This window comes from Segatella oulorum F0390 (genome assembly GCF_000224615.1).
GTDB lineage: Bacteria > Bacteroidota > Bacteroidia > Bacteroidales > Bacteroidaceae > Prevotella > Prevotella oulorum.
Window position 1 is genome coordinate 588,148 of sequence record NZ_JH114216.1, and the last position, 20,790, is coordinate 608,937.

The window sequence follows — 20,790 nt, forward strand, 5'->3', positions numbered from 1 at the left end:
ACTTCACATGGGCTACACATTTTAGCGGAAAGCTGGTCTATAATCAGGTAATAAAATTACTTGATAAACAAAAAATCAAGTAAATTAGCCTTGAAACACCTCGAAGTGAAGTTTATGTTAAGCGTCGACGGATGGACTCACCTTGTCATAATACTCTTTTTACCTTTCTCCTTTTCTGTCTGAAGGGGTGTCAGCTGGATTTGATAAAGTCTTTGGGCAGGATTCCGAACTGGGCATAGAAGCATTTGGTGAAGTAGCCTGAATTGTTAAAACCTACTTTGTAGCACACTTCATTGATTTTGCAGTCGCCGGCCTTTAGTAACTGGGCAGCATATTTCAGCCGTTCGATGCGGATATAGGTATTGGGAGATACGTTAAGTGTCCCTCTCACCTTCCGGTTCAGGTTGGAGCGACTCATGTTCATGTCTGAGGCGAGCTGGTCGACATTGAACTCGCTGTTGCTCATGTGTCGTTGCATCACACTTCGCAGCCGTTCTAGAAACTCCTTGTCAACATTGCTTTTCGCCACGGTATTAGACGAAACAAAGGGTGAACCGGCATAGGTACGTTTTATTTCTTCACGCGATCGCAGCAGATTGGTAATGGTGTTGATGAGGAATTCCATAGAGAAAGGCTTCTCTATGTAGGCATCGGCACCGCTTTCCATTCCTTCCATCCGTGCCAAATCCAGTGTGGCAGCAGTGAGGAGGATAACAGGCGTGTGGCTGTAGTTTACATCTTTCTTAATGTTCCGGCACAGTTCAAAACCATTGATGGGGGCCATCATCACATCGGTAACCACCAGACTCACTTTCTCCCGTTCTAAAATGGAGAGCGCTTCCTGTCCGTTAGCAGCCAGAACGACGTCGTAATAATCCTGCAATGTGCGTTTTTCGTATTCCAGCATCTCGGCATTGTCATCTACTAACAGCAGCAAAGGGCGTCCCGATTTTCTGGGTTCAGCTTCGTCCATGTTGATTAGATCCGACTCTTCAGATAACGAAATATAGTCTGTCTGGTTAATAGGAAGGGTGAGACGGAATACATTCAGATGGTCGTTCTGGTCCATGACGAGTGTTCCTTTGTGCAGTTCGGCCAGGTTTTTGGCCAGTGCCAGCCCTATTCCCGTTCCAGTCTGTGCTGTCTGCTGATGCCCTTCTATCCTGAAGAAGGGTTCGAAAATCCTACTTTGGAGGCTCTTCGAAATGATATTTCCATCATTGCTAATGATAACGGAGAACGTATTGTTCGGGCTTGACTCTATGAGAATAGATATCCGGGAGGCACAATATTTTACGGCATTGCCAAGCAAATTGCTGATGATTTTCGTGAAACACTCCTGATCGACATAGGCCATAATACCCGCATTGCAGACAGACAGTGTGGCATCAATGTTCTTCTCCCGAATCAATGGCAGGAAGCGGCGAAATGTTTTATCGACTAATTGCGGGATGTCACAGTGTTCGAAGTTCAGCTTTAGCCCGTCTCGTTCAGCTTTTCTGAAGTCTAGCAACTGGTTGATGAGCTTGTTCAGCCGTTCGGTATTCCTTGACATGATATGTAGATCCTCCTTGGTCTGGCTGTCTTTTACCCTTTCCTGCTTTATGATATGCTCTAACGGGCCTTTGATGAGGGTAAGGGGAGTGCGTATTTCATGTGCCACATGAGTGAAGAAATTAATCTTGCTTTCATAGAGTTCCATTTCTTTCTCCTGCTCCAGCTTGTCCATTGCCTGCTTGCGTTTGCGCCTGTTGCGCCTGTAAAGATAGCGGACCGTGAAGTAGCCCATTGCGCAGGCGCAGAGAAGATAAAACAGCTTTGCCCAGAACGAGAGCAATGGATAGGGCTTTACCACCACTTTCAGGCTATATTCCCGGGCATCCCACACTCCTTTGCTGTTCTTGATCCTTACGCGAAGCAAGTATTCACCAGCCGGGAGGTTGTCGAATCCGATGCGGTAATCTACTCTGACGGGCTGCCACGTATCGGTAAATCCTTCCAGAATATACTCCATCTGATATCTCTGTAGCTGCTCATAGGCCAGCGGGACGATACGCAGGGAAAAGGAATTCTGATTGTATGCCAGTTCTATCTCCTTCGTGTAGGAAATGTTTTGGTTCAAAGGACTGCCGGAAGTATGGTTGTCTACATCGGTATTATTCACAATCAGTTCCGTTGCAATGAGCTTTGGCGTGGTATAATGCCGCTTGAAAGCACTGGGAGAAAACTTTACTATCCCATTGTAAGAGCCGAAGTAGATGTCGCCTTTTCGGTCGACAATGGCCGAAGAGACATTAAGCTGATTGTCAAGCATCGTCATCTGAGCAGAGAACAGCTGCGATTGTCTTGTGCTGGTATCGTATTTCAGGATACCACTTAGTGTCGACATCCAGAGGAATCCATCCCTATCCTCTACGAGGTCGAGCACCACCGGCTCGGCCGTTCCATAGCCGTCCAGTGATACTTTTCGTATTTTCCCAGTACGGGGGCTGTAGGAAAAGAGCCCGTTTCCCAATGTCATAATCCACATATTACCGTTTCTGTCTTCGTAAAGTCCAACGGCTTTGCTCAGCGTATAGTCCCCGATGTGGCTATGGGTGAAATGAATCCAGCGCTGAGCTGTGCCCGTTTTAAGATAAACGCCATTGTTCTGCGTAGCCACCCATAGGTTGCCGAGGTGGTCGAACTTCACCTTGTTGATAAGAACAGAGGGAATATTGCTGTCATATTCAAAGTGACCGGTGCTTCTGTTGAGCCGGCATAGTCCGCGAATCGTGCCAAAATACAGTTCTTTCCGAGGCGACATGGCGATACTGAAGATGGTATTGTCATGCAATGCCCCCGGCTCCCCATCGGCTCGAAAGCTCTTGATGACCCTGTGTGTATGGGTATCTATCACTTTTAACCCCATGGCAAAGGTGCCTACCCATAGCTCGTTCTCATGCACACATAAACCGTGCACATTGGGAAAAAACATGCTTTCGAGTACATGGGTAATCCTGCCGGTGTCCATGTTCATGCAGTTCAGACCTCCGTCCTCTGTACCGATCCATAGCTGTCCATTGGTATCCAGTACCATTTCGCGCACCCTTCGTCCATGCAGTCTGCCTTCCGCAGGTGATGGAAGAATACGGACAAAGGGTGGGGCAGACAATGACGCATAGTTTACCCCACCAAAATAAGTTCCCATCCACATACCATTTCCATGGTCGTGAAGCAGACAATACAGCGGATTGTCCGATAAGGAGAAAGGGTTGGAAGTATCGTTGGTATAGTGATGTAGCGCTTTTGTTGCTATGTTGTAAACGTAAAGTCCTTGTTCACTGGCTGCCCACACCTCATTGCCCTTAACTGACAGTGCCCTTACAAAGATGTCGTAGCCGTTTTCCTTGGACTTTACGTCGGTAACGGCTGCATGCTTCGGGTTGATGATGCTTAGTCCGCGCTTGTCGGTTCCTACAAAAATCATCGTGGGATTAACCTCCTGAATGGCCGAAACGATACACCCCCTAAAGGGCTGGCGGCCGTTTTCTACAAAGGGTGTAAGGCTTTGGAACTGGGGAGAGGTGTACCAAAGTCCGCCGCCATAGAAGCCAAGCCACACCCTGTTGCCGATACCGAAACCGATGGAAGCGATGTTCGGGTGGTGCGGAAAGGTGTAGTTCTGTAGTCGTTTCGTCTTTAAGTCATAGACAAAGAGACCTTGTTCGTTCACCCCGATGTATATTCTCCCGCGGTGTCCAGCAATGAAATTTACATTTCCTGTTATCCGACTCTTCCTGTCACTGATAGCCCTAAGAGGCCGGAAGGAGTCGGCCGAGGGCGTGTAGATCCATACTCCCTGGTCGGTTCCCACCCATATAAGGTCGTCCTCTGACTGGTAGAGCGACGTAATGAAGTCGCTTCCCAGCTTGGAATTGTTATGGCTGTACACCTTGAAGAAGTTCCCGTCGTATCGGCACAGCCCCACTTTCGTCCCCATCCAGATAAAACCAGTGTGATCCTGAAGGATGGAATACACCGTACTTTGTGACAGTCCGTTGTTTGTATCAATGTGTTTAAAAGCGTAATCGGTTTGTGCCGAAGTGCGGGAAAAAAACAGAAGTGTACATATATAAATAAGGAATGTCACCTTTTTAAGCATGAAAGTAATAGCGATTATACTGCAAAGATAATGTTTTTTCCTCATATAAAATCAAGAAAACTAAGAATAGGCCGCCTTTGATCAGGGCAGCCTATCCAGTCTACTGATTTGAATCTATGTTCTTGAAAGAAACTATTCGATAGGTGAAATGAGGATTGCGTTGATAAAACTTGTGCCATCCGGCTGGTTTCCTCCTTCTCCACCGGTAACGGTAATAATGATTTTCCCACTTCCGTCTGGGGTTATCTTTATCTTTCCGTAGCGTATGAAAGTATTATCTTCGGCAGGTGTCCCACCGATAGCCGTACCTTTTGGAACTGCCGCCCCTGTGTCTCCTGGGTCGGAAGAGGTTTTCTTTGTCAGCAAGGTTATTGTCGCCCGGTTGTCTCCTGCTGCTGTAATCTTAGCCGAACAGACATCTCCCCAAAAGCGTTTGCTCGCAAAGAATGCGAGATGATAGCTTTGTTTGTAGCTCAGCCCGCTGATTTCGAATACGCCTGTATCGGCTTTCCTGTCGTTCTTGAAGGCACTTCCGGACACGGCATTGGGCAGCGTTATCGGTCTCCCATCTTCTATTGTCTCTTCCGGGTCGCCATCATTCTCGCCCCAGTTGAAGGCATTGGTAATCTTGATGTTTACCCAGGTAGGGTTGCCGTTGATGTCTTTCATCTCGTTGAGCCCCGCTCCTTCCGAGTAGCTTCCTATGTTGTTCCAAGGAGCGTCGGCATTGCCAAAGAGATTGATATAGACAGGTGCCTTAAGTGTATATGACTGTTTGTTGACATCCACGATACAGCTGTCTTTCAAAGAGCCGTCTTCTGATGTTATTCTGAGGACAGTCGTACCTACTTTCAAGGTCGTAACCTTGCAGACCAGGGTCTGGGGATCGACGGCGATGGAGGCTACGGTGGAGTCTGAATTAGTCCAAGAGAAGCCTTTTGCGAACGTTTCAGGGTTGTTGAACCTGGGTGTTATGTTAAGCTCTTCATCTACTGCCGTGGCAAAGTAATGGCTGCTGAGCTTCACCGTGTGGATATTCGGAGGAGTGGGGATTGCGGCTTCGTCATTGCAGCCAGCCATTCCCAGCATCATGAAGATGGCAGATACCCATGCTAAAGATAATCTTTTTATTTTCATGTCAGTAATAATTTCGTTATTAATTCCAACCCGGAAGCTGGCGTAAGTTCGGATTCTTGTCTATGTCGTCCTGTGGAATAGGCATCCAATAGTTCTTCTTGGAGAAGGAACGGGTCATAACAGGAGTCCTTACGAAGTATGATTTAGGATTAGACTTGTTATCACTGTTCAACGTTCCAGCGAAGTTCATGCCGTAAAAAATTCCAGTCAGTTGCTTCTCGGCTTCCTTCCAACGTCTTAAATCGAACCATCTGGTACCGTTTTCGCAGGCCAGTTCTACTCTTCTTTCGTGATGAATAGCCTCGCGCATTTCCTCTTGATTGCCGGGGACAGGGACATATCCCGCACCTGTCCCATACTGTGGGATGCCCGCACGCTCGCGGATAAGGTTAAGATACTTCACGATGTCCGGATTGCCGGGATCGCTTTCGTTTAGTGCTTCGGCATAGTCCAAGTAGGCATCCCCCATCCTATAGAGCACTCCCGGGCGGTAGGGGTGGACTTTCTGACGCGGATCCACATCTGGAGATACTTTCTTTCTTACGAGATATCCGTATGAAGGAGCATCGTGGGTTGGACCACCGTCATAGCCTCCAGAGTAGAACTGGGTGTTTCTTCCCTCTCTTCTGAACCATGCTCCGTTATAGAGAACGGTGATATAGAAGCGTGGCTCGCGGTTGCAATACATGTTGAAAGTGCCAGCCTGGGTGATGACATTGGTGGCATTCTTGGCAGATCCGTCAGGAGCACCCTCTATCCATTTGGTCTTTTCTTTATCATCAGCATTCGAGAAGCCTGTCTCTGTGTAACCGGAAGCAGGGTTGATGACAGGCGACCCATCGGGATTATACCCCTTGATAGGTGCCAGTCCATTCTTCATATAGAATGCGTCGACGAGCGTCTGGCTAACCCCCAGGCCACCATTGCCAGCTGTCCCTCGGGGTTGTGCATGCTCATCGTAGCTGTCGGAATTCACCCATGCACGAGGAAACAGTATCTCATTATTACCACGATTAGCAGTAACGAAGAGCATATTCTGGAACGACATGTATGGATCTATCGTACCATCGCTGTTATATTCCCTGTAAAGCTCGTGTCCATTGGCTGCAGCCAGGTTAATCAATTCCTTGCATGCCTTGGCCGCCTTTTCCCATTTTGTAGGATCATAGGTAGGGTTAAAGATAAGCTGTCCTTTATTATTGCGATAGTTAGAATAGTCGCTGTTGCCATTGACGAGCGGACTTGCTGCAAACAGCAGTAGTCTTGCACGGATGACATAGCACATGATAGAGGTGGCGCGGCCGTATTTCTTCGCATCGGTATAAAATGGAGGAAGCACCTTTGCAGCCTCAAGAAGTTTGGCTTCAGTGTCCTTTACCACATCGTCGAACGGGGTCTGACCAATCATTAGAGAGTCTGATTCCAAATCGGCGGTGCCCTCCTGCACTGGAATAGCACCCCATACCGTTAGCCGGCAGTAGTTGTTGTAGGCAATAAGGAACTTAGCCTCATTCTTCATGTACTCCACTTCCTGATTGTTCAGACCCTGCTCTGGAAGGCTGTGGATACGGTTGATGAGGGTATAAGCCGACCTTGTCCTACGGGGAAGGGTGTACCAGTATGCTCCACGGTACTCCCAATCGGTCGTCGGGTCAAAGTTTCCCTTTTGATACCCGATAACAGGCCAACCGTAAGCTTCCCATCCGATGGATGGAGCAATGTCGTCGGCCATACTGTCGAAACCCCTCATGCTGGAGGCATAGTTCTCTACGATACCGGAATAAATGGCACTTAGCCAGCTTTCTACCTCCGATTTATCGCTAAACACCTTTTCCAAGGTTTCGTAATCGTCAGGTTCTTTGTCCAAATAGTCGGTACATGAACCTAAATTTAATATGATTGATAAGGCGATGAATGCCTTTGTGATAAAATTTCTCATACGTTTATAATGTTAGAAAGCTATTTCGATGCCCATGGAAAATGATTTCATAATAGGGTAGCGTAAGCCGTTGCTATTGCTTGATGTTACCTCTGGATCCCATAGTTTGAACTTAGATAAAGTGAGTAGATTGGTACCGCGGAGGTAGAGGCGTGCTTTGCTCAGATAAATTTTTGCAATGAGATTTTTAGGTAATGAATAGCCTATTTCTATCTCTTTCATTCGCAGCATACTCATATCTTTCAGCCACCAGGTGGATGCCTGAGAGTTATTGGCGTTAGGTCCGGCTGTCAACCGTGGGTAAAAGACATTCTGTGAGGGTCTATCTACCGTCCATCGGTCATCAACATTTGAGAGTATGTTGCCCGTTGCCGAGTTTCCTCCACCTGGGAGGAAGTCCTGCGAACGACCGATAATCTGCCATGTGCAGCCATTTCCTTGGAAAAGCATGCCTAAATCGAAGTACTTATAGACAAGATTGACACCAAAACCGTAAATCAATCGTGGATCTGCTGTTCCACCAATAGCTGTGATATCAAGGGCATCAATGATACCATCGGCATTCAAATCCTTGTACTTGATGTCACCGGGGCGTACAGTAGAGGTGTATGACTGTATAGGGATGCCTGGCTTTAAGATACCCTTGGTAGGGTCGATAAAGTCGTCGTTAGTGAACAGTCGCTCTGCTACCAAGCCTTCTAACTGACCTACCGAGCGCCCTATCGTACTGCGGTAGGTTCCTCTTTTGCTGAGCGCCTCATCGTTTTCAAGAATCTTATTCTTGGCATAAGTAACGTTAGCCTGTGCCGAAATGAAGAAGTCATGGGTTAGTTGCTTGTTCAATGTGAGGGAAACCTCAAAACCATTGTTGTCTACTTTTCCAATATTTGCCCATGGAGCTTCAGAGAATCCTGCCGAGGCGGGGTAGTTAGAACGCTTCATGAAGATATCTCGACGCTGCTCTTTGAAGTAATCGAACTGCACTTGTAGGGCATCATTAAAGAATCCCAGCTCAAGTCCGGCATCTGTTTTATGAACTGTTTCCCATGTAAGTCCAGGAACACCTATGGCTCCTTCCCACTTTCCTCTTATCGACCACTCCTTGTTGTAACCGAATTCATATGCATCGGTGGTCGAGATCTCAGAGAGATAAGCAAAGCGTCGACCATCGAGAGAGCTGTTACCAGCCAGACCATACGAAACTCTCACCTTGGCTTTCGACAACACCGGGCGAAGCTTTTGCATGAACTTTTCCTCGCTGATAATCCATCCTCCCGCTACAGAAGGGAAAAAGCCGTAACGCTTACCCTTGGCAAAGTTCTCTGAGCCATTGTATCCGAAGTTGAACTCTGCGATGTATTTAGAAGCGTAATTGTAAGAGAACCGTCCTGCAAAACCTTGGTTGCGATAAGGCTGTTTGCTGCCATCGTCGTAGTTTCTCCAGTTCCCCATGAACATTGCGTCTATCGTATGCTTCTTGGCAAGGATCCTGTTATAACTGAAGTTGAACTCTAAGTAGGTACTCCTATTCCCCCAGTCGGATCCCTTTTCATAGCCCAGATAGTCTTGTCCTTCAGTATCTAAAGCACCCATCTTGAGTTCCCCAGTTACAGCATTGCGACCTACGGCGGGGTTGTACATATCAGGCCACTTGGCTCGCGTTACGTAATTGGATGAGTAACTGTCAAAAGAGAAAGTACTTTTAAACTTTAGACCCGAAGTAATGAACTTCAAATCCTGTTCTAAAGCGAACAAAGATTCTATCTTGCTGGAGTTGGTTGTTTTGTAGCCACGCTGTGTTGCAAGTACATAAGGGTTCTCACGATATACCACTCGAGCAAACTTTCCATTAGAATACTGTGCTGGATGTGCAATGGGAGTAATGGTGAAAGCTTGGTTGAAGATATCATCAATACTTTCGGGAGTACCTCTGCGCGACTGTAAGTAACCTCCGATGTTGAATCGCAACAGTGTAGTAGGAGTGATGTTGATATCAACATTCGAACGCATATTATAGCGATTGAGCCGTAAAGAAGAGTCCCACGACTGTGATTTGTCGTGTGCCAAGATACCTGACTCGCCATAATAGGCTCCCACCAGAGAATATCTGATGATGTCACTACCACCATTTACATCAATCGTAGCATGGCTATTCGAAGCATAATCCTTTGTAATGGCATCAAGCCAATTCACGTCCGGGTATATGTCTGTGTCCAAATGATAGCGTGTGTCGTAAATCTGCTCGTCAGAATAGATCGGTCTTTTACCGTTCTCGGTAGCGATGCTGTTCATCACTTCCATATACTTAGCACCATTGACAAAGTCCGGCAGCTTGGTAGGTTGCGTGACAGCACTCTCGAAAGTAATATTTACAGTAGGTTTGCCAATACGTCCGCGCTTGGTATTTATCAAGATGACACCATTCGCACCACGTACGCCATACACCGCACTGGCAGCAGCATCTTTCAAAACAGAGAAAGATTCAATCTCGTTAGGGTCAATGTCGTTCAAACTTCTTTCAATGCCATCTACTAAAACGAGTGGATTTCTGCCAGACTGAAAGGTGCTGATACCACGGATCCAGAAGGAGGAATTGTCGTAACCTGGCTCTCCTGACCGTTGTACAGCGATGATACCTGGTACTTGACCGGCGAGATTATTGCTGAGGGAACGTGACGTTCCCGACTTTAACCGGTCCGGATTGATGGTGGTAATGGCACCTACTACCGATTCCTTCTTCTGTGTTCCGTATCCTACAACGACTACGTCGCCCAGTTTACCCACATCTTCTTGCAAAGTAAAGTTAAGCACTTTACGACCGGCAATAGGCTCACTTTGTGCCTCGTAGCCGATATAGCTTACATAAAGGGTATCTCTCAGGCTCTTTACATTGATTGAAAAATGTCCGTCAATATCTGTGATTACGCCAGAAGGGGTGCCTGATGTCCGAATTGTTGCACCTATTAAGGGCTCTCCATGTGTGTCGGCTACGCTACCAGATACGCTCAATACTGTTTGTGCGTTTACCTGATAGGGTATAATAAGGAGAGACGCTACGAGGCATTTCCTCATGTATTTCCAAATTTTCAGTATTTGAACCATAGTTATTTTTATTTTTTATTGAATACAGGTAAAGGTTGTTCGGTGGTAGAAGGAGAGCCTCCTTCGATATAAGGCCATCCTTTCTCATCCCATTTTAACTGGTCGAGTAGTAGGAAACGACCCTCGTTCTCCTTGCCAATCTCAATTCCGTGGTATAGAATCCAGTCTTGGCCTGTGTCATCTTGTATTATTTTCGCATTATGACCATTACCAACAAAGATGTCGTTAGGGCGTATTACCACCGAGAAGTTGTTCGACAGCATGCCATCGCCCTCCTTGTCAACATAAGGTCCCCAGATATCTTTTGAGCGTCCTACTACTACACGATAAGTGCTTTTCGCGCCATTACAGCAGCTACCCCATGATGCGAAGAGGTAATAATAGTCGCCATGCTTATGTATATAAGGCGCCTCGAAAGCACTTCCCGCGAGTTTTATCTTCGTCGCTTTGGCATCATCAACGACCGATAAACCATCGTCCTTGAGCTGGACAGCATAGATTCCGTAGAAACTACCCCACACGATGTACTTCTTTCCATTGTATTCAAAGTAGGAAGGGTCGATGGAATTGGTTACACCAATCTCATTACTTCTGAACATCTTGCCTAAATCGGTGAACGGACCTTCGGGGGCATCGGCTACGGCAACACCTATTCCACAGGTCTGAATGCCTCCCCAGGTTGACATAGCATAGTACATTACATACTTTCCGTCAATGTAATTGATGTCTGGTGCCCACACATTACCGGTAGGTTCGAACCTAGGCCGTGTGGCATCAGTGAACGCTCTTGCGACGTAATGCCAGCTGGTAAGGTTGCTGGAGGCCATGATTGGCACGTTGTAGGTGTCTTCCGTTGCATATACATAGAAGTTCCCGTCTTTGCCTCTTATGACGGTGGGATCGGGCAGACTGCCTGCTACAACAGGGTTCTTATAGGTAGTCTTTTCCGGCGGTGTAGGTACATCATTGTTGAAAGGAGAGGTACAGGAGAGTAACAGAAGGCTAAATCCTGTAAGCGATAATAGAATTCTTTTCATATTATGGTTGAATAAATGTTTACAAGTTGATCTTGGCTCTCAAAGAGAGGTCGGCTGACGATGTTCCCACAAGTATTTCGTATTCTCCTGGGGCGACAACGAAACGATGAGAATCGGTGTCATAGTGTGAAAAGGAACTTTCATCGAGTTCTATCGTTACTTGTTTGCTTTCTCCCCGCTGCAGTTTCACCTTTTCATAGCCTTTCAGTTCCTTGTAAGGAACCGGCTCCTGGCTCTGTACACAATGTACGTAAAGCTGGCAGATCTCATCGGCTGCTCTGTTCCCGACATTCTTCACCGTAAAAGTCACAGTTACTTTGCCGTTATCTTTCTTCTCAACCTGTAACCCGTTATAGGTAAAGGTAGAGTAGCTTAATCCATAACCAAACGGAAAGAGGGGCTTTTTACCGGTTCTGTCGTAGCCCCGGTAACCCAAGAACAGGCCTTCTGAGTAGAGTACACGCTTGTGGGCTACATCCCTGTCATCATAGTAGCTGTTGTGAACAGGATTGTCTTCCCACTTTTCTTCGATGCTGATAGGGAGCTTTCCACTGGGTGACACCTTACCTGTCAAAATCTCTGCAATGGCCTGCCCACCCTCTTGTCCGGGATACCAGGCCATCAATATCGCCTTGGTCTGGTCTATCCATGGCTTGAAACGGATACCGCCGCCGCTGTTTACAACGACAATAGTCTTCTTGCAGTTGGCCGTTGCCATATTGATAAGGTATTGCTGCCATGTGCTTAGTTCGAAAGGACGGTCGAAATCTTCGCCTTCAGAGTCACTGTTGAAGCCTACACACACGATGGCATTGTCTGCTTTCGACAGTTTCTCTTTCATCAGTTCTGTGTTTAGCTTTGCCATGTCCAAATGAACTGAAGCCCCTTGATCCCACTCAAAGTATTCTGCACAGAGGTGATAGGTTATTCCTTTCTCCAGCTTTACACAAGCTTCTTTTGAGGTAACACCGTGTGTCCGCCAATCGGCTAACACCTCTTTGTCATCAATTTTGAAGCGATAACCATCGTCGCCATTCATGGAAATTCTGATAATTTCATCTGTCTTAGGCTGATAAGTGGCTATCCAGCGTGCAGAGAAATGGTCTTTTGGCATGCCTTCGCCGGGGCTGTCGCTGCCCCAGTCGTGGCTGATGCCCTTCTCGTTGCGGCTTATTACCGCTGCTCCGGCAAAGTCCCTGTTGTCATAATAGGTAGCTTTGAAGGTAAGAACAAGCGGCATGGTGTATTGATTTTCGGACAAAAATGAAGCCTGTCTACCCTTAAGGGCTTGTAAGCCTTTCCATACGGAGGTGCTGGAGTAAGGCTCTACGAATCCGCTTCCGCCCCCTTTGGGAAGGTTGTCGGCATTAGGTCCAAAGACGACTGCCGATCCTTTTAGTGGCAACACACTCTCATCGTTCTTCAGCAGCACGATTCCTTCGCGGGCATCGTCCAGTGCTGTGCCCTTTGACGAGGCAATATCCTTTCCGGTTGAAATAGCTGTACGAGGTGCATCGAGGAGCCCGAATGATGAAAGGGTCTGCAAGATGTGTTCCACCTGTCGGTCAATCATGCTCTCTTTAATAATCCCATTCTTCAAGGCGGGTAAGAGTTCTTGCGCATTCATAAACTTTCCACAGGGCATTTCGAGGTCGAGACCACCAAGGACGGCCATTGGCCCAGAATAAACCGACACCCAATCAGACATCAAGATACCCTTAAAGCCCCACTGATTGCGCAACACTTCACGATTGAGCCATGCATTTTCTGTAGCATGAACACCATTGATAAGATTATAACTGCCCATGACTGCTCCTACATGAGCTTCTTGGACAGCCTTGCGAAAAGCTGGGAAATAAATCTCTTGGATGGTTCTTTCGTCGGCATCAGAACTTACAACATGGCGACTCCACTCCTGATTATTCATGGCAAAGTGCTTTACTGTAGCAATAACCCCTTGCGATTGTACGCCGAGAATATACGCTTTAGCGGTTTCACTGACAAGATATGGATCTTCTCCAAAGTACTCAAAGTTTCGCCCGTTCATAGGAGCACGGTAGATATTGACACCCGGTCCGAGGATAAACCCTAGTCCATACTGGCGGGAATCGCGCCCGAGGCTTTCGCCGACACGTCTTGCCAAGGCTCTGTTCCATGTTGCTGCGGTGAGAATTCCGCATGGATACATGGTGCTCTTTACATTGTTGCGTACGCCTTGAGGGCCATCGGCCATCTTTACTTCCGGCAGGCCGAGGCGTAGGATGGGACGAATGGAGAAGTCTTTATAACCTGATATGTAGGATATCTTCTCGTCCAATGTCATTTGTTGGGTAATAAACTTGGCTTTTTCAATATCACTTTGACGAATGATGCCGTTCTGTGCCCAGGTAGAAGTGGCGTAAAACAAAAAGGCAGCCGAAAATACATATTTTTTTATCATTTTAAGAAAGTTATTGTATATCTGTTCTTTTGCGCAAAGATAGAGATAATCCATAATCGGAATTAGAAATATCCAGTCAAAAAATAGAAATATTCAGCCAAAAAGATGGTTTCATCTACTTTCATTCTGTTCTTTTTACTTGTTATTTATTTGACAGTTTTTCTAAAGGATAGCCGGCCTGCTTCACTTTGCAGAGAATTTATACACACAATGACTGTGATAGACCTCTTCAGGCTTTAGGTAAGGCGATGGCCACTGTGGCTTGTTGGGGCTGTCAGGGTAGTGCTGTGTCTCCAGACACACGCTTGCGTGTCTCGGATAACGATAGCCATGCTTGCCGATAAAGCTACCATCAAGGAAGTTTCCAGTATATACTTGCAGGCCGGGCTCATCGGTAAAGACCTCCAGCTTGATACCTGTCTGTGGACTGTAGAGGCTTGCCGCCACTATTTTGTCGTTGCCCTTCCCATGCCTATAAGTATTCAGACACCAGTTATGATCAAAGCCCATAGCGTTCTTTGTCATGTCAAAGAGCTGGTTGTTGATATTCTTTGACAGGGAAGTAGGATGTCGGAAGTCCATCGGAGTTCCCTTGACAGGTAGGATTTCACCAGTAGTCATGTAGGTTGTGTCGGATGGGGTATAGTTGTCGGCATTGATATAGAGTACCTGGTCTTCGCCATTCAGCATTGGCTTCCCGTTCAGATTAAAGTAAGAATGATTCGTCATGTTGATGACAGTTTCCTTATTGGTGGTAGCTGTGTAGTGAATGTCTATAGCATTGTCGTCGGTCAGAGTGTAGATAACAGTGGCTTCTACCTTCCCTGGAAAGTTGTTGTCCTTATCAGGAGAGACAAGGCTAAACTGTATTGTGTGTTCGTTGATCTTCTTTCCATCATAAACTTTGTACTGCCAGCCCGTAAATCCGCCATGCAGACAATGTCCATAATTGTTTCGGGGAAGCTGGATGGTTTCGTTTCCTATTTTGAAGCGTCCTTGATTAATACGATTTGCATAACGTCCGATGCTTGCACCGAAGTCGCTTCCAAAGTTTTTATAGTCAGAATACTCGGCAATATTGTCATATCCCAATACCACATCATGGAGTCTGCCCTTCCTGTCGGGTACCATGATCGACACGATTCGTGCCCCAAAGTTGGTAAGACACACCTCCATGCCCTTCTTGTTGGTGAGCGTATATAAGTGTGTCTGCTTCCCTGCTATGTTCATCTCAAAATCGGAAGGGTTCAGATTGCTCTTGGTTATGCCCCAATTCGTATGTAAGCGTGGCTTCTCAGCTACCCTTGCTGGCGCTTTGCCCAAAATATAGGGCCACCCTTCTTGCCAGTCAATGCGATCCATATACACCAGCCTGTAAGAGTTGTCGTCGGCTTTTCTCACCCCATGATAGAGGATATAGTCGCGTCCTTCATCATCAGTAATAATCTCGGCGTTATGTCCAGGGCCTGCTACATCGGCATTTCCTGTTAGAACGGTTTCGTAATGATTCTCCATTAAAGGCCTGCCTTCTTTATCAACGTAAGGGCCGAAGAGGTTTTTCGACCTCCCGACGGTGATGTGATAGGTGCTCTTGTTACCCTCACAGCAGGTACCTGCTGAGCCAAAAAGGTAGTAATATCCCCCACGGCGGTGGATATAAGTAGCTTCCATGAATGTTCCTGCTATCTGAACAGGCTTGGAACCGGCTTTCAGATGGAGTCCGTTTGCAGCAAGTTCTATCCCGAATATACCCCGAAACGAACCCCAGAAAAGATACTTCCTGCCCTGGTCTTCTATGTAGAAGGGGTCGATGCTGTTGCAGACTCCGATGGCTCTGCTTTGGATAATGTTACCTTTATCCACAAAAGGACCCTCAGGCTTCTTACTGACAGCCACTCCGATGCCTGCATCCCATATACCTCCCCATACAGATTTAGAGTAATACATGACATAGTCATCACCTATCTTGTTGATGTCTGGTGCCCAGATATCTCCGTCGGGAAGCCATTTGGGGCGTGTCTCATCGGTAAAAGCAGTACCGATGAGATTCCAATGCACCAGATCGATTGAGTGGAATATCGGTGTATTTCGTATGTTTTCTGTTGCGTATAGGTAAAATGTACCGTCGTTTGCCCTTATCACACTAGGGTCGGGGGCACTGTTGTCGATTACGGGGTTGGTGTAAACACTCTGTGCCGATGTCATCAGGATGCCTGTCAGCATTGAGAAAAGTATGAAAGACATTTTCTTTTTCATTTTGGAGGTTCTTTAAAAATTATATAACAGTATGTTCTTTTTACTTACTCTGGAAGAATTTTTCTGTTCTCTCAGGGCTGTATAGCTCCCATAACGAGGCGATTGTCCATCCCGGAGCAAAGATGTTGTTGTAAAAACCTTTACCGTTCCGGCCATAATCCCATGTGGTATGTTGCACTACTTCTGGATAATATCCTGGTTTTCCGATGCCACATAGGTGTCCGTGGGTGGGCAGCAACTGACAAAGAGAGCTTGTTATAATCTTGTCAAGCTGCACAAAACGAGGCTCATTGGTCTTTTCCCCCAGCCATTTGAAGATGTGAGAAAGCTCAAAAACGAACACATCAATATGATTATTTTCCACCGAAACATTGCCCCAGCCGCGTGACTTGAATCCTAAATCGCCCAACATCTGCCCTTGTGCAAAGGGTACATCCCATAAGTAATACCATGATGCGGCAAAGTAAGCAGCCCGCTTGCAGAGGTCAATATATCGCTGCTGCTCCCTGCCCGAACAGATCAAAGCCATGTAATAGGTGGCAGTTACAGCGGTAATAGCAGCTTCTTTGTCCTCACAATTGGCATCTAATGTTGATGAAAAATAGTCGCTTTTGGCAATGATGTTCTGCTCTAAATAGTCGACCGTACGCCTGGCTGCGGTTAGGTATCGCTTGTCTTTGAAATAGTGGTAGCCCATGACGAGAGGCACTGTTGCCGAAGGAGTACTTCCTCCACTGCCATCTATGTCGTTGCCATTCTCATTGAACTTACGTGCGAAGCTGCCGTCTTGTTTCTGCAAAGATACGAAGATATCAAGTAAATGATGGATCTTCTTCTCCAATGCCTTATGTGTCTTACCATGTTTCCGTTCGTACATTAAGTAATGCAGGAGCGCATAAATACCTTCCGATTGCTGCCGTATCGTGTGTACTTCATCATTCCCAGGCACTCCTTTCTCGAAGTTAATGAAGTCGTGCATATAACCTTTGGCAGAGAATCCGTAAGTCTCGAAACTATTAATCACATCGTTCCCTTGCCTTACGAGGTCGGGTTGATGATGCAGAGAGCCATACTCCAGTTGATTGAAGGCATTAAGTAGCGACCTGCCGACAAACCCTACGGCAAAAGTAGGGTAGGATTCACAGGTCTCAACGGAAATGTTTTCCCCAGAATTGAACTTGATGGGATAACCGGTTACAAACGAATTGCGGAAATAACTGCACAGCTGTGCCTTTACTTCGTCTGCAGTATAGGGTGAAGCTATTGGTTTTACACCTATTTCATCGAATATCTTTATCCATGTCTGGCGTACGAAGTCGCCATAGCTGTCAGCCTTGTCGGTAGCTATCGTCCATGTAATCGTCTTGCTCTCACCGGTATCCAGCTTAGCAAAGGTAATCACTCTCGGAGCTAAAGTGAGTTTTCGGATATAGCGTTTGGGCGTTTCCTGATATGGATAGCCAAAGGTTAAAGCAGCAATGCCAGTCTCATTGTTAAAGCCAAGATAGCCTAAGGAGGTACCGCCCGACAGAATCACCTCTCCGTCCATAGCGGGTGTGAGTGCTTCTTGTGGCAAATCCAACTGGCGCGTTACGGTAAAAGTTTGATGAGTAGCGTCGTTATACGCACCTGAAAGAGGTGCTGAGAGCCTGTCTTCACGGAAATTCCAGGTCTTGGAGCTTTTGAAAGAAGGTGCTTCGATGGGTGACCGCAGGTTTTTATGATACCAGAAGCCTGGTAGATAGAAGTCGCAATGATCCGTATCAAAACCGGTTGATACCGCAAAGTTCAGATTAAAATACACCGATTCCTTGGCTTTTATCGTAACAGAGAATACTGTCTCGTTGCCCCGTTGCTTCTTTTTCTGCATAATTTCCACAGGTAAGACTTTGCTGGAAAGGAACTTATCCCTGTCAGATGTCAAAGAATAGGTTACCGAAGGATTGCCCGGGGTCTTTAAACCGAGCTCGGCTGTGATATCAACTGCCCTTGCATAGGCAGTCATGCATGTCATAATAATGATAAGAGATAGTTTATGAAACATTGTTTTTCGACTAAAAATTTATGTAAAGTTGGTAAATACGAGTAGGGCTGTTAGTATATTTCGCCACACTGACAGTTTTCTCCTTAAATGAATGTCCACAATCTCTTATGCGACCCTCAATCCCCATAGTATCCTTATCGGGCATAAAGCCTATGTGGTAAAAGGAAAGGCGATAGTTAGAAAGGTGCTCCCATGGGTGCAAACATCTATCAGCAACGCCAAACGCAATATTCTTGACACCTACCATGACATAAAGGAGGAAATCTTGTAACTCTACCTTAATGAGTTTTGCTACAAGTTCAATCGGTGATACTTCTAATCTCACTCGCTTGATGGACTGGAATTCGATGATAAGCCAAGTCTCAAGCATAGAATTTACGGATTTTGATGATTGTGGATATTCATATTTTCTTATGACTGGTGCAAAGATATAAACTACGGAATGATAGAATTGGAAATATCCAACAAAAAAATAGAAATATCCAGTCAATTTCATTATTTTTATGGAGTCCCCATGGAAAACGAATATGTTTTTATTAGCTTGTATCTTTGCCGTTTAGTAAAAGATCTTAATGCTTAATTCTCTTACAAGATTGTAAGTCCCTGAGGCGACTCTTTTGCCGTTAATAGAACTTGTAATGGTATTCGCTTATCATAGATGTATCCAGAATCTTGAAAGTAGAGCAAAAAACCATTTACAACTTGGTTTGGGTAGGGGAAATCCCTTATCTCAAAGTCAATGGGCGATTACTTTTTCTCCGGGAAGAGATTGATGAGATGCTGAGAAGGCGAGATAGTTGGTGATGCGTATCTGTTGGTTTTTATTGTTGTTTTGTTGTGTAAATGCAAGCAGTTACATTACAAAATAACGGTTACAAAATTGATAATACGTACATTAATACTGGCATGGCTCGCCAAGCTCGTACTTTTCTCTGTTTTTTTTGTACTGATTATGAGATTTTATATGTACCTTTGTTGTCTTGAATAATGCATTATTTCGCGACAAAATACATTTATAATTATGATAGAAAGCATTGAAAGTAAAATACTTATAAAAGCAAAGAAGTGCGGACGTGGTTCTGTGTTTTTTGTAGGGGATTTTATTTCGTATGGCAATCGAGATGCCGTTAATAAGGCTTTGGAACGTCTCGTAGAAAAAGGACAGATGCTTAGAGTTGCACGTGGCATTTATTGCTACCCCAAAATGGAAAAAGTATATGGCCTGGGTACGGTTCCTCCATCGCTTGAGGATATTGCCAAAGCAATGGCAAAAAGGGATGGCGCAAGAATTGTCCCAACGGGGCTTTATGCCCAATACCAGTTAGGACTGACTCAACAGATACCGATGAACATAGCTTACTTAACCGATGGCGTCTCACGTACTATAAATCTTGGCGAAGGGAAAAACATAAAATTCAAGCGCGTCTCTCCCAGATATTTCTCCATCCGTAGCCGGTTGGCCCTTCTCTTAACAACAGCCCTTAAAGACTGGAAAGTAGAGAACCTGACTGATGAGCAGGTTGCTACCATTAAAATGAAGTTAAACGAAAATCCTCACCTTCAAGTTGCCGACCTCAAACTGATGCCTTCAAAGGTAAGGGAATTTATAGTTGGTCTATATGAATAGGTTTCTTGGATTATCCGACTTACAACGGAAAAGCGTCTATGAATCAATTGCAGATAAAGTCGGGTTACCCGCACAAGTGATTGAGAAAGATTTTTGGGTAACTGCAATCTTGCAAACTATCTTTTCACTTCCTATAGCAGAGCATCTTGTTTTCAAAGGCGGCACAAGTCTGAGCAAAGGTTGGAAACTTATAGAGCGATTCTCGGAAGATATAGATGTTGCTGTCAATCCTGTTTTTCTTGGTGCTCCTGAAGGAGACCTTACTAAAAAGCAAATCAAGAAATTGCGCAAGGCATCATCGCTTTTTGTTTTAGAGGAACTAACCCCTATGATTTGTGAAGAACTAAAAAGACAAGGCTTGCAGTCGTTTGTCACAGTTAATGCTCAACCCAATGGCGAAGGTGACGCCACCTATCCCGAGCCACGTCAGATTTATCTTCACTATAAATCAGTTTTTGACAAGGGGCTTACATATCTCCGCCCTGATATTGTATTGGAAGTGAGTGCACGTTCATTGCTTGAACCGACAGAATCAATACAAATTAAAAGTATTATTGGAGAGCATCTTCCGATTACACCATTGGCTGACAGTGCCATTCATACTGCTATTCCCGAAAAGACATTCCTTGAAAAGGCGTTCTTGCTTCACGAACTCTTCTCCATTCCCGGACACGGAATGATAGCAGAGCGCAAGAGCCGACATCTTTATGACCTTTACGTTATGATGAATAAAGATTTTGCAAAGAAAGCCATTGCAGATGATGCTTTATGGGAATCTATTCGTCACCATAGAGAAATTTATACTTCAGTGAAAGATGTGGATTATACTCCCGATGTACGCAAACGTCTCCAGATTGTCCCCCGGAAAGATATTCTTGAAGAATGGAAATCAGACTATCAGGCAATGATGGAATCAATGATTTATGGGAAAAAACCTTCATTCGAAGAACTATTAGATGCACTATCCGAACTTCAAGAAAGGTTTAGGATAAGCAAATAGTAAACAACACCAGTAATCTATTAGATTTTGGCAATAACAAGCGTTATTTGCCAAAATCTAATAG

Annotated in this window: 10 protein-coding genes and 2 pseudogenes; 4 read left to right on the forward strand and 8 right to left on the reverse strand. The window is 45.6% G+C overall.

The window, feature by feature from the left end; translation table 11 throughout:
• Positions 1-190: 190 nt before the first annotated feature.
• The 8 genes from HMPREF9431_RS08960 to HMPREF9431_RS08995 all read right to left on the reverse strand — a co-directional run bounded on the left by HMPREF9431_RS08960 (position 191) and on the right by HMPREF9431_RS08995 (position 18,060).
• Positions 191-4,144 carry a hybrid sensor histidine kinase/response regulator gene (locus tag HMPREF9431_RS08960; protein ID WP_004380929.1) on the reverse strand — a complete coding sequence of 1,318 codons (3,954 nt, stop codon included), beginning with the start codon at positions 4,142-4,144 and terminating at the stop codon, positions 191-193.
• 132 nt (positions 4,145-4,276) lie between these two features.
• The gene (locus tag HMPREF9431_RS08965) at positions 4,277-5,281 is read right to left on the reverse strand and encodes a hypothetical protein (protein ID WP_004380930.1); all 1,005 of its coding nucleotides are present in this window, start codon (positions 5,279-5,281) and stop codon (positions 4,277-4,279) included.
• Positions 5,282-5,300: 19 nt separating this feature from the next.
• Positions 5,301-7,220: a RagB/SusD family nutrient uptake outer membrane protein gene (locus tag HMPREF9431_RS08970; protein WP_004380931.1), complete on the reverse strand. Its 1,920-nt coding sequence runs from the start codon at positions 7,218-7,220 to the stop codon at positions 5,301-5,303.
• Positions 7,221-7,232: 12 nt separating this feature from the next.
• Positions 7,233-10,322 carry a SusC/RagA family TonB-linked outer membrane protein gene (locus tag HMPREF9431_RS08975; RefSeq protein WP_004380932.1) on the reverse strand — a complete coding sequence of 1,030 codons (3,090 nt, stop codon included), beginning with the start codon at positions 10,320-10,322 and terminating at the stop codon, positions 7,233-7,235.
• A gap of 8 nt (positions 10,323-10,330) precedes the next feature.
• Positions 10,331-11,359 (reverse strand): family 43 glycosylhydrolase, encoded by a 1,029-nt coding sequence (locus HMPREF9431_RS08980; RefSeq protein WP_004380933.1) that lies wholly within the window; start codon positions 11,357-11,359, stop codon positions 10,331-10,333.
• 19 nt (positions 11,360-11,378) lie between these two features.
• A complete protein-coding gene (locus HMPREF9431_RS08985) occupies positions 11,379-13,799 on the reverse strand; it encodes a beta-glucosidase (protein ID WP_040561379.1) in 2,421 nt (806 codons plus the stop codon).
• A 183-nt stretch (positions 13,800-13,982) separates the two neighbouring features.
• Positions 13,983-16,055, reverse strand: a complete 2,073-nt coding sequence (locus HMPREF9431_RS08990) for a galactose-1-epimerase (protein WP_004380935.1) — start codon at positions 16,053-16,055, stop codon at positions 13,983-13,985.
• Between the two features lie 40 nt (positions 16,056-16,095).
• Positions 16,096-18,060 (reverse strand): hypothetical protein, encoded by a 1,965-nt coding sequence (locus tag HMPREF9431_RS08995; protein ID WP_155813010.1) that lies wholly within the window; start codon positions 18,058-18,060, stop codon positions 16,096-16,098.
• Positions 18,061-18,202: 142 nt separating this feature from the next.
• Here HMPREF9431_RS08995 and HMPREF9431_RS13700 point away from each other — a divergent pair.
• The 4 genes and pseudogenes from HMPREF9431_RS13700 to HMPREF9431_RS09010 all read left to right on the forward strand — a co-directional run.
• Positions 18,203-18,487, forward strand: a pseudogene (locus HMPREF9431_RS13700) (transposase); the annotation flags it as partial.
• A 254-nt stretch (positions 18,488-18,741) separates the two neighbouring features.
• Positions 18,742-18,903: pseudogene (locus tag HMPREF9431_RS12495) on the forward strand (helix-turn-helix domain-containing protein); the annotation flags it as partial.
• A gap of 217 nt (positions 18,904-19,120) precedes the next feature.
• Positions 19,121-19,726: a DUF6088 family protein gene (locus tag HMPREF9431_RS09005; RefSeq protein WP_004380939.1), complete on the forward strand. Its 606-nt coding sequence runs from the start codon at positions 19,121-19,123 to the stop codon at positions 19,724-19,726.
• Positions 19,719-20,726 carry a nucleotidyl transferase AbiEii/AbiGii toxin family protein gene (locus HMPREF9431_RS09010; RefSeq protein WP_004380940.1) on the forward strand — a complete coding sequence of 336 codons (1,008 nt, stop codon included), beginning with the start codon at positions 19,719-19,721 and terminating at the stop codon, positions 20,724-20,726. The genes HMPREF9431_RS09005 and HMPREF9431_RS09010 overlap by 8 nt, the downstream gene beginning before the upstream one ends.
• Positions 20,727-20,790 lie beyond the last annotated feature (64 nt).

What these genes read in the sequence shown, in the direction of transcription:
- HMPREF9431_RS08960 (WP_004380929.1), bottom strand. Translation starts at nt 4,144, where the DNA reads ATGCTTAAAAAGGTGACATTCCTTATTTATATATGTACACTTCTGTTT.
- HMPREF9431_RS08965 (WP_004380930.1), bottom strand. Translation starts at nt 5,281, where the DNA reads ATGAAAATAAAAAGATTATCTTTAGCATGGGTATCTGCCATCTTCATG.
- HMPREF9431_RS08970 (WP_004380931.1), bottom strand. Translation starts at nt 7,220, where the DNA reads ATGAGAAATTTTATCACAAAGGCATTCATCGCCTTATCAATCATATTA.
- HMPREF9431_RS08975 (WP_004380932.1), bottom strand. Translation starts at nt 10,322, where the DNA reads ATGGTTCAAATACTGAAAATTTGGAAATACATGAGGAAATGCCTCGTA.
- HMPREF9431_RS08980 (WP_004380933.1), bottom strand. Translation starts at nt 11,359, where the DNA reads ATGAAAAGAATTCTATTATCGCTTACAGGATTTAGCCTTCTGTTACTC.
- HMPREF9431_RS08985 (WP_040561379.1), bottom strand. Translation starts at nt 13,799, where the DNA reads ATGATAAAAAAATATGTATTTTCGGCTGCCTTTTTGTTTTACGCCACT.
- HMPREF9431_RS08990 (WP_004380935.1), bottom strand. Translation starts at nt 16,055, where the DNA reads ATGAAAAAGAAAATGTCTTTCATACTTTTCTCAATGCTGACAGGCATC.
- HMPREF9431_RS08995 (WP_155813010.1), bottom strand. Translation starts at nt 18,060, where the DNA reads ATGACTGCCTATGCAAGGGCAGTTGATATCACAGCCGAGCTCGGTTTA.
- HMPREF9431_RS09005 (WP_004380939.1), top strand. Translation starts at nt 19,121, where the DNA reads ATGATAGAAAGCATTGAAAGTAAAATACTTATAAAAGCAAAGAAGTGC.
- HMPREF9431_RS09010 (WP_004380940.1), top strand. Translation starts at nt 19,719, where the DNA reads ATGAATAGGTTTCTTGGATTATCCGACTTACAACGGAAAAGCGTCTAT.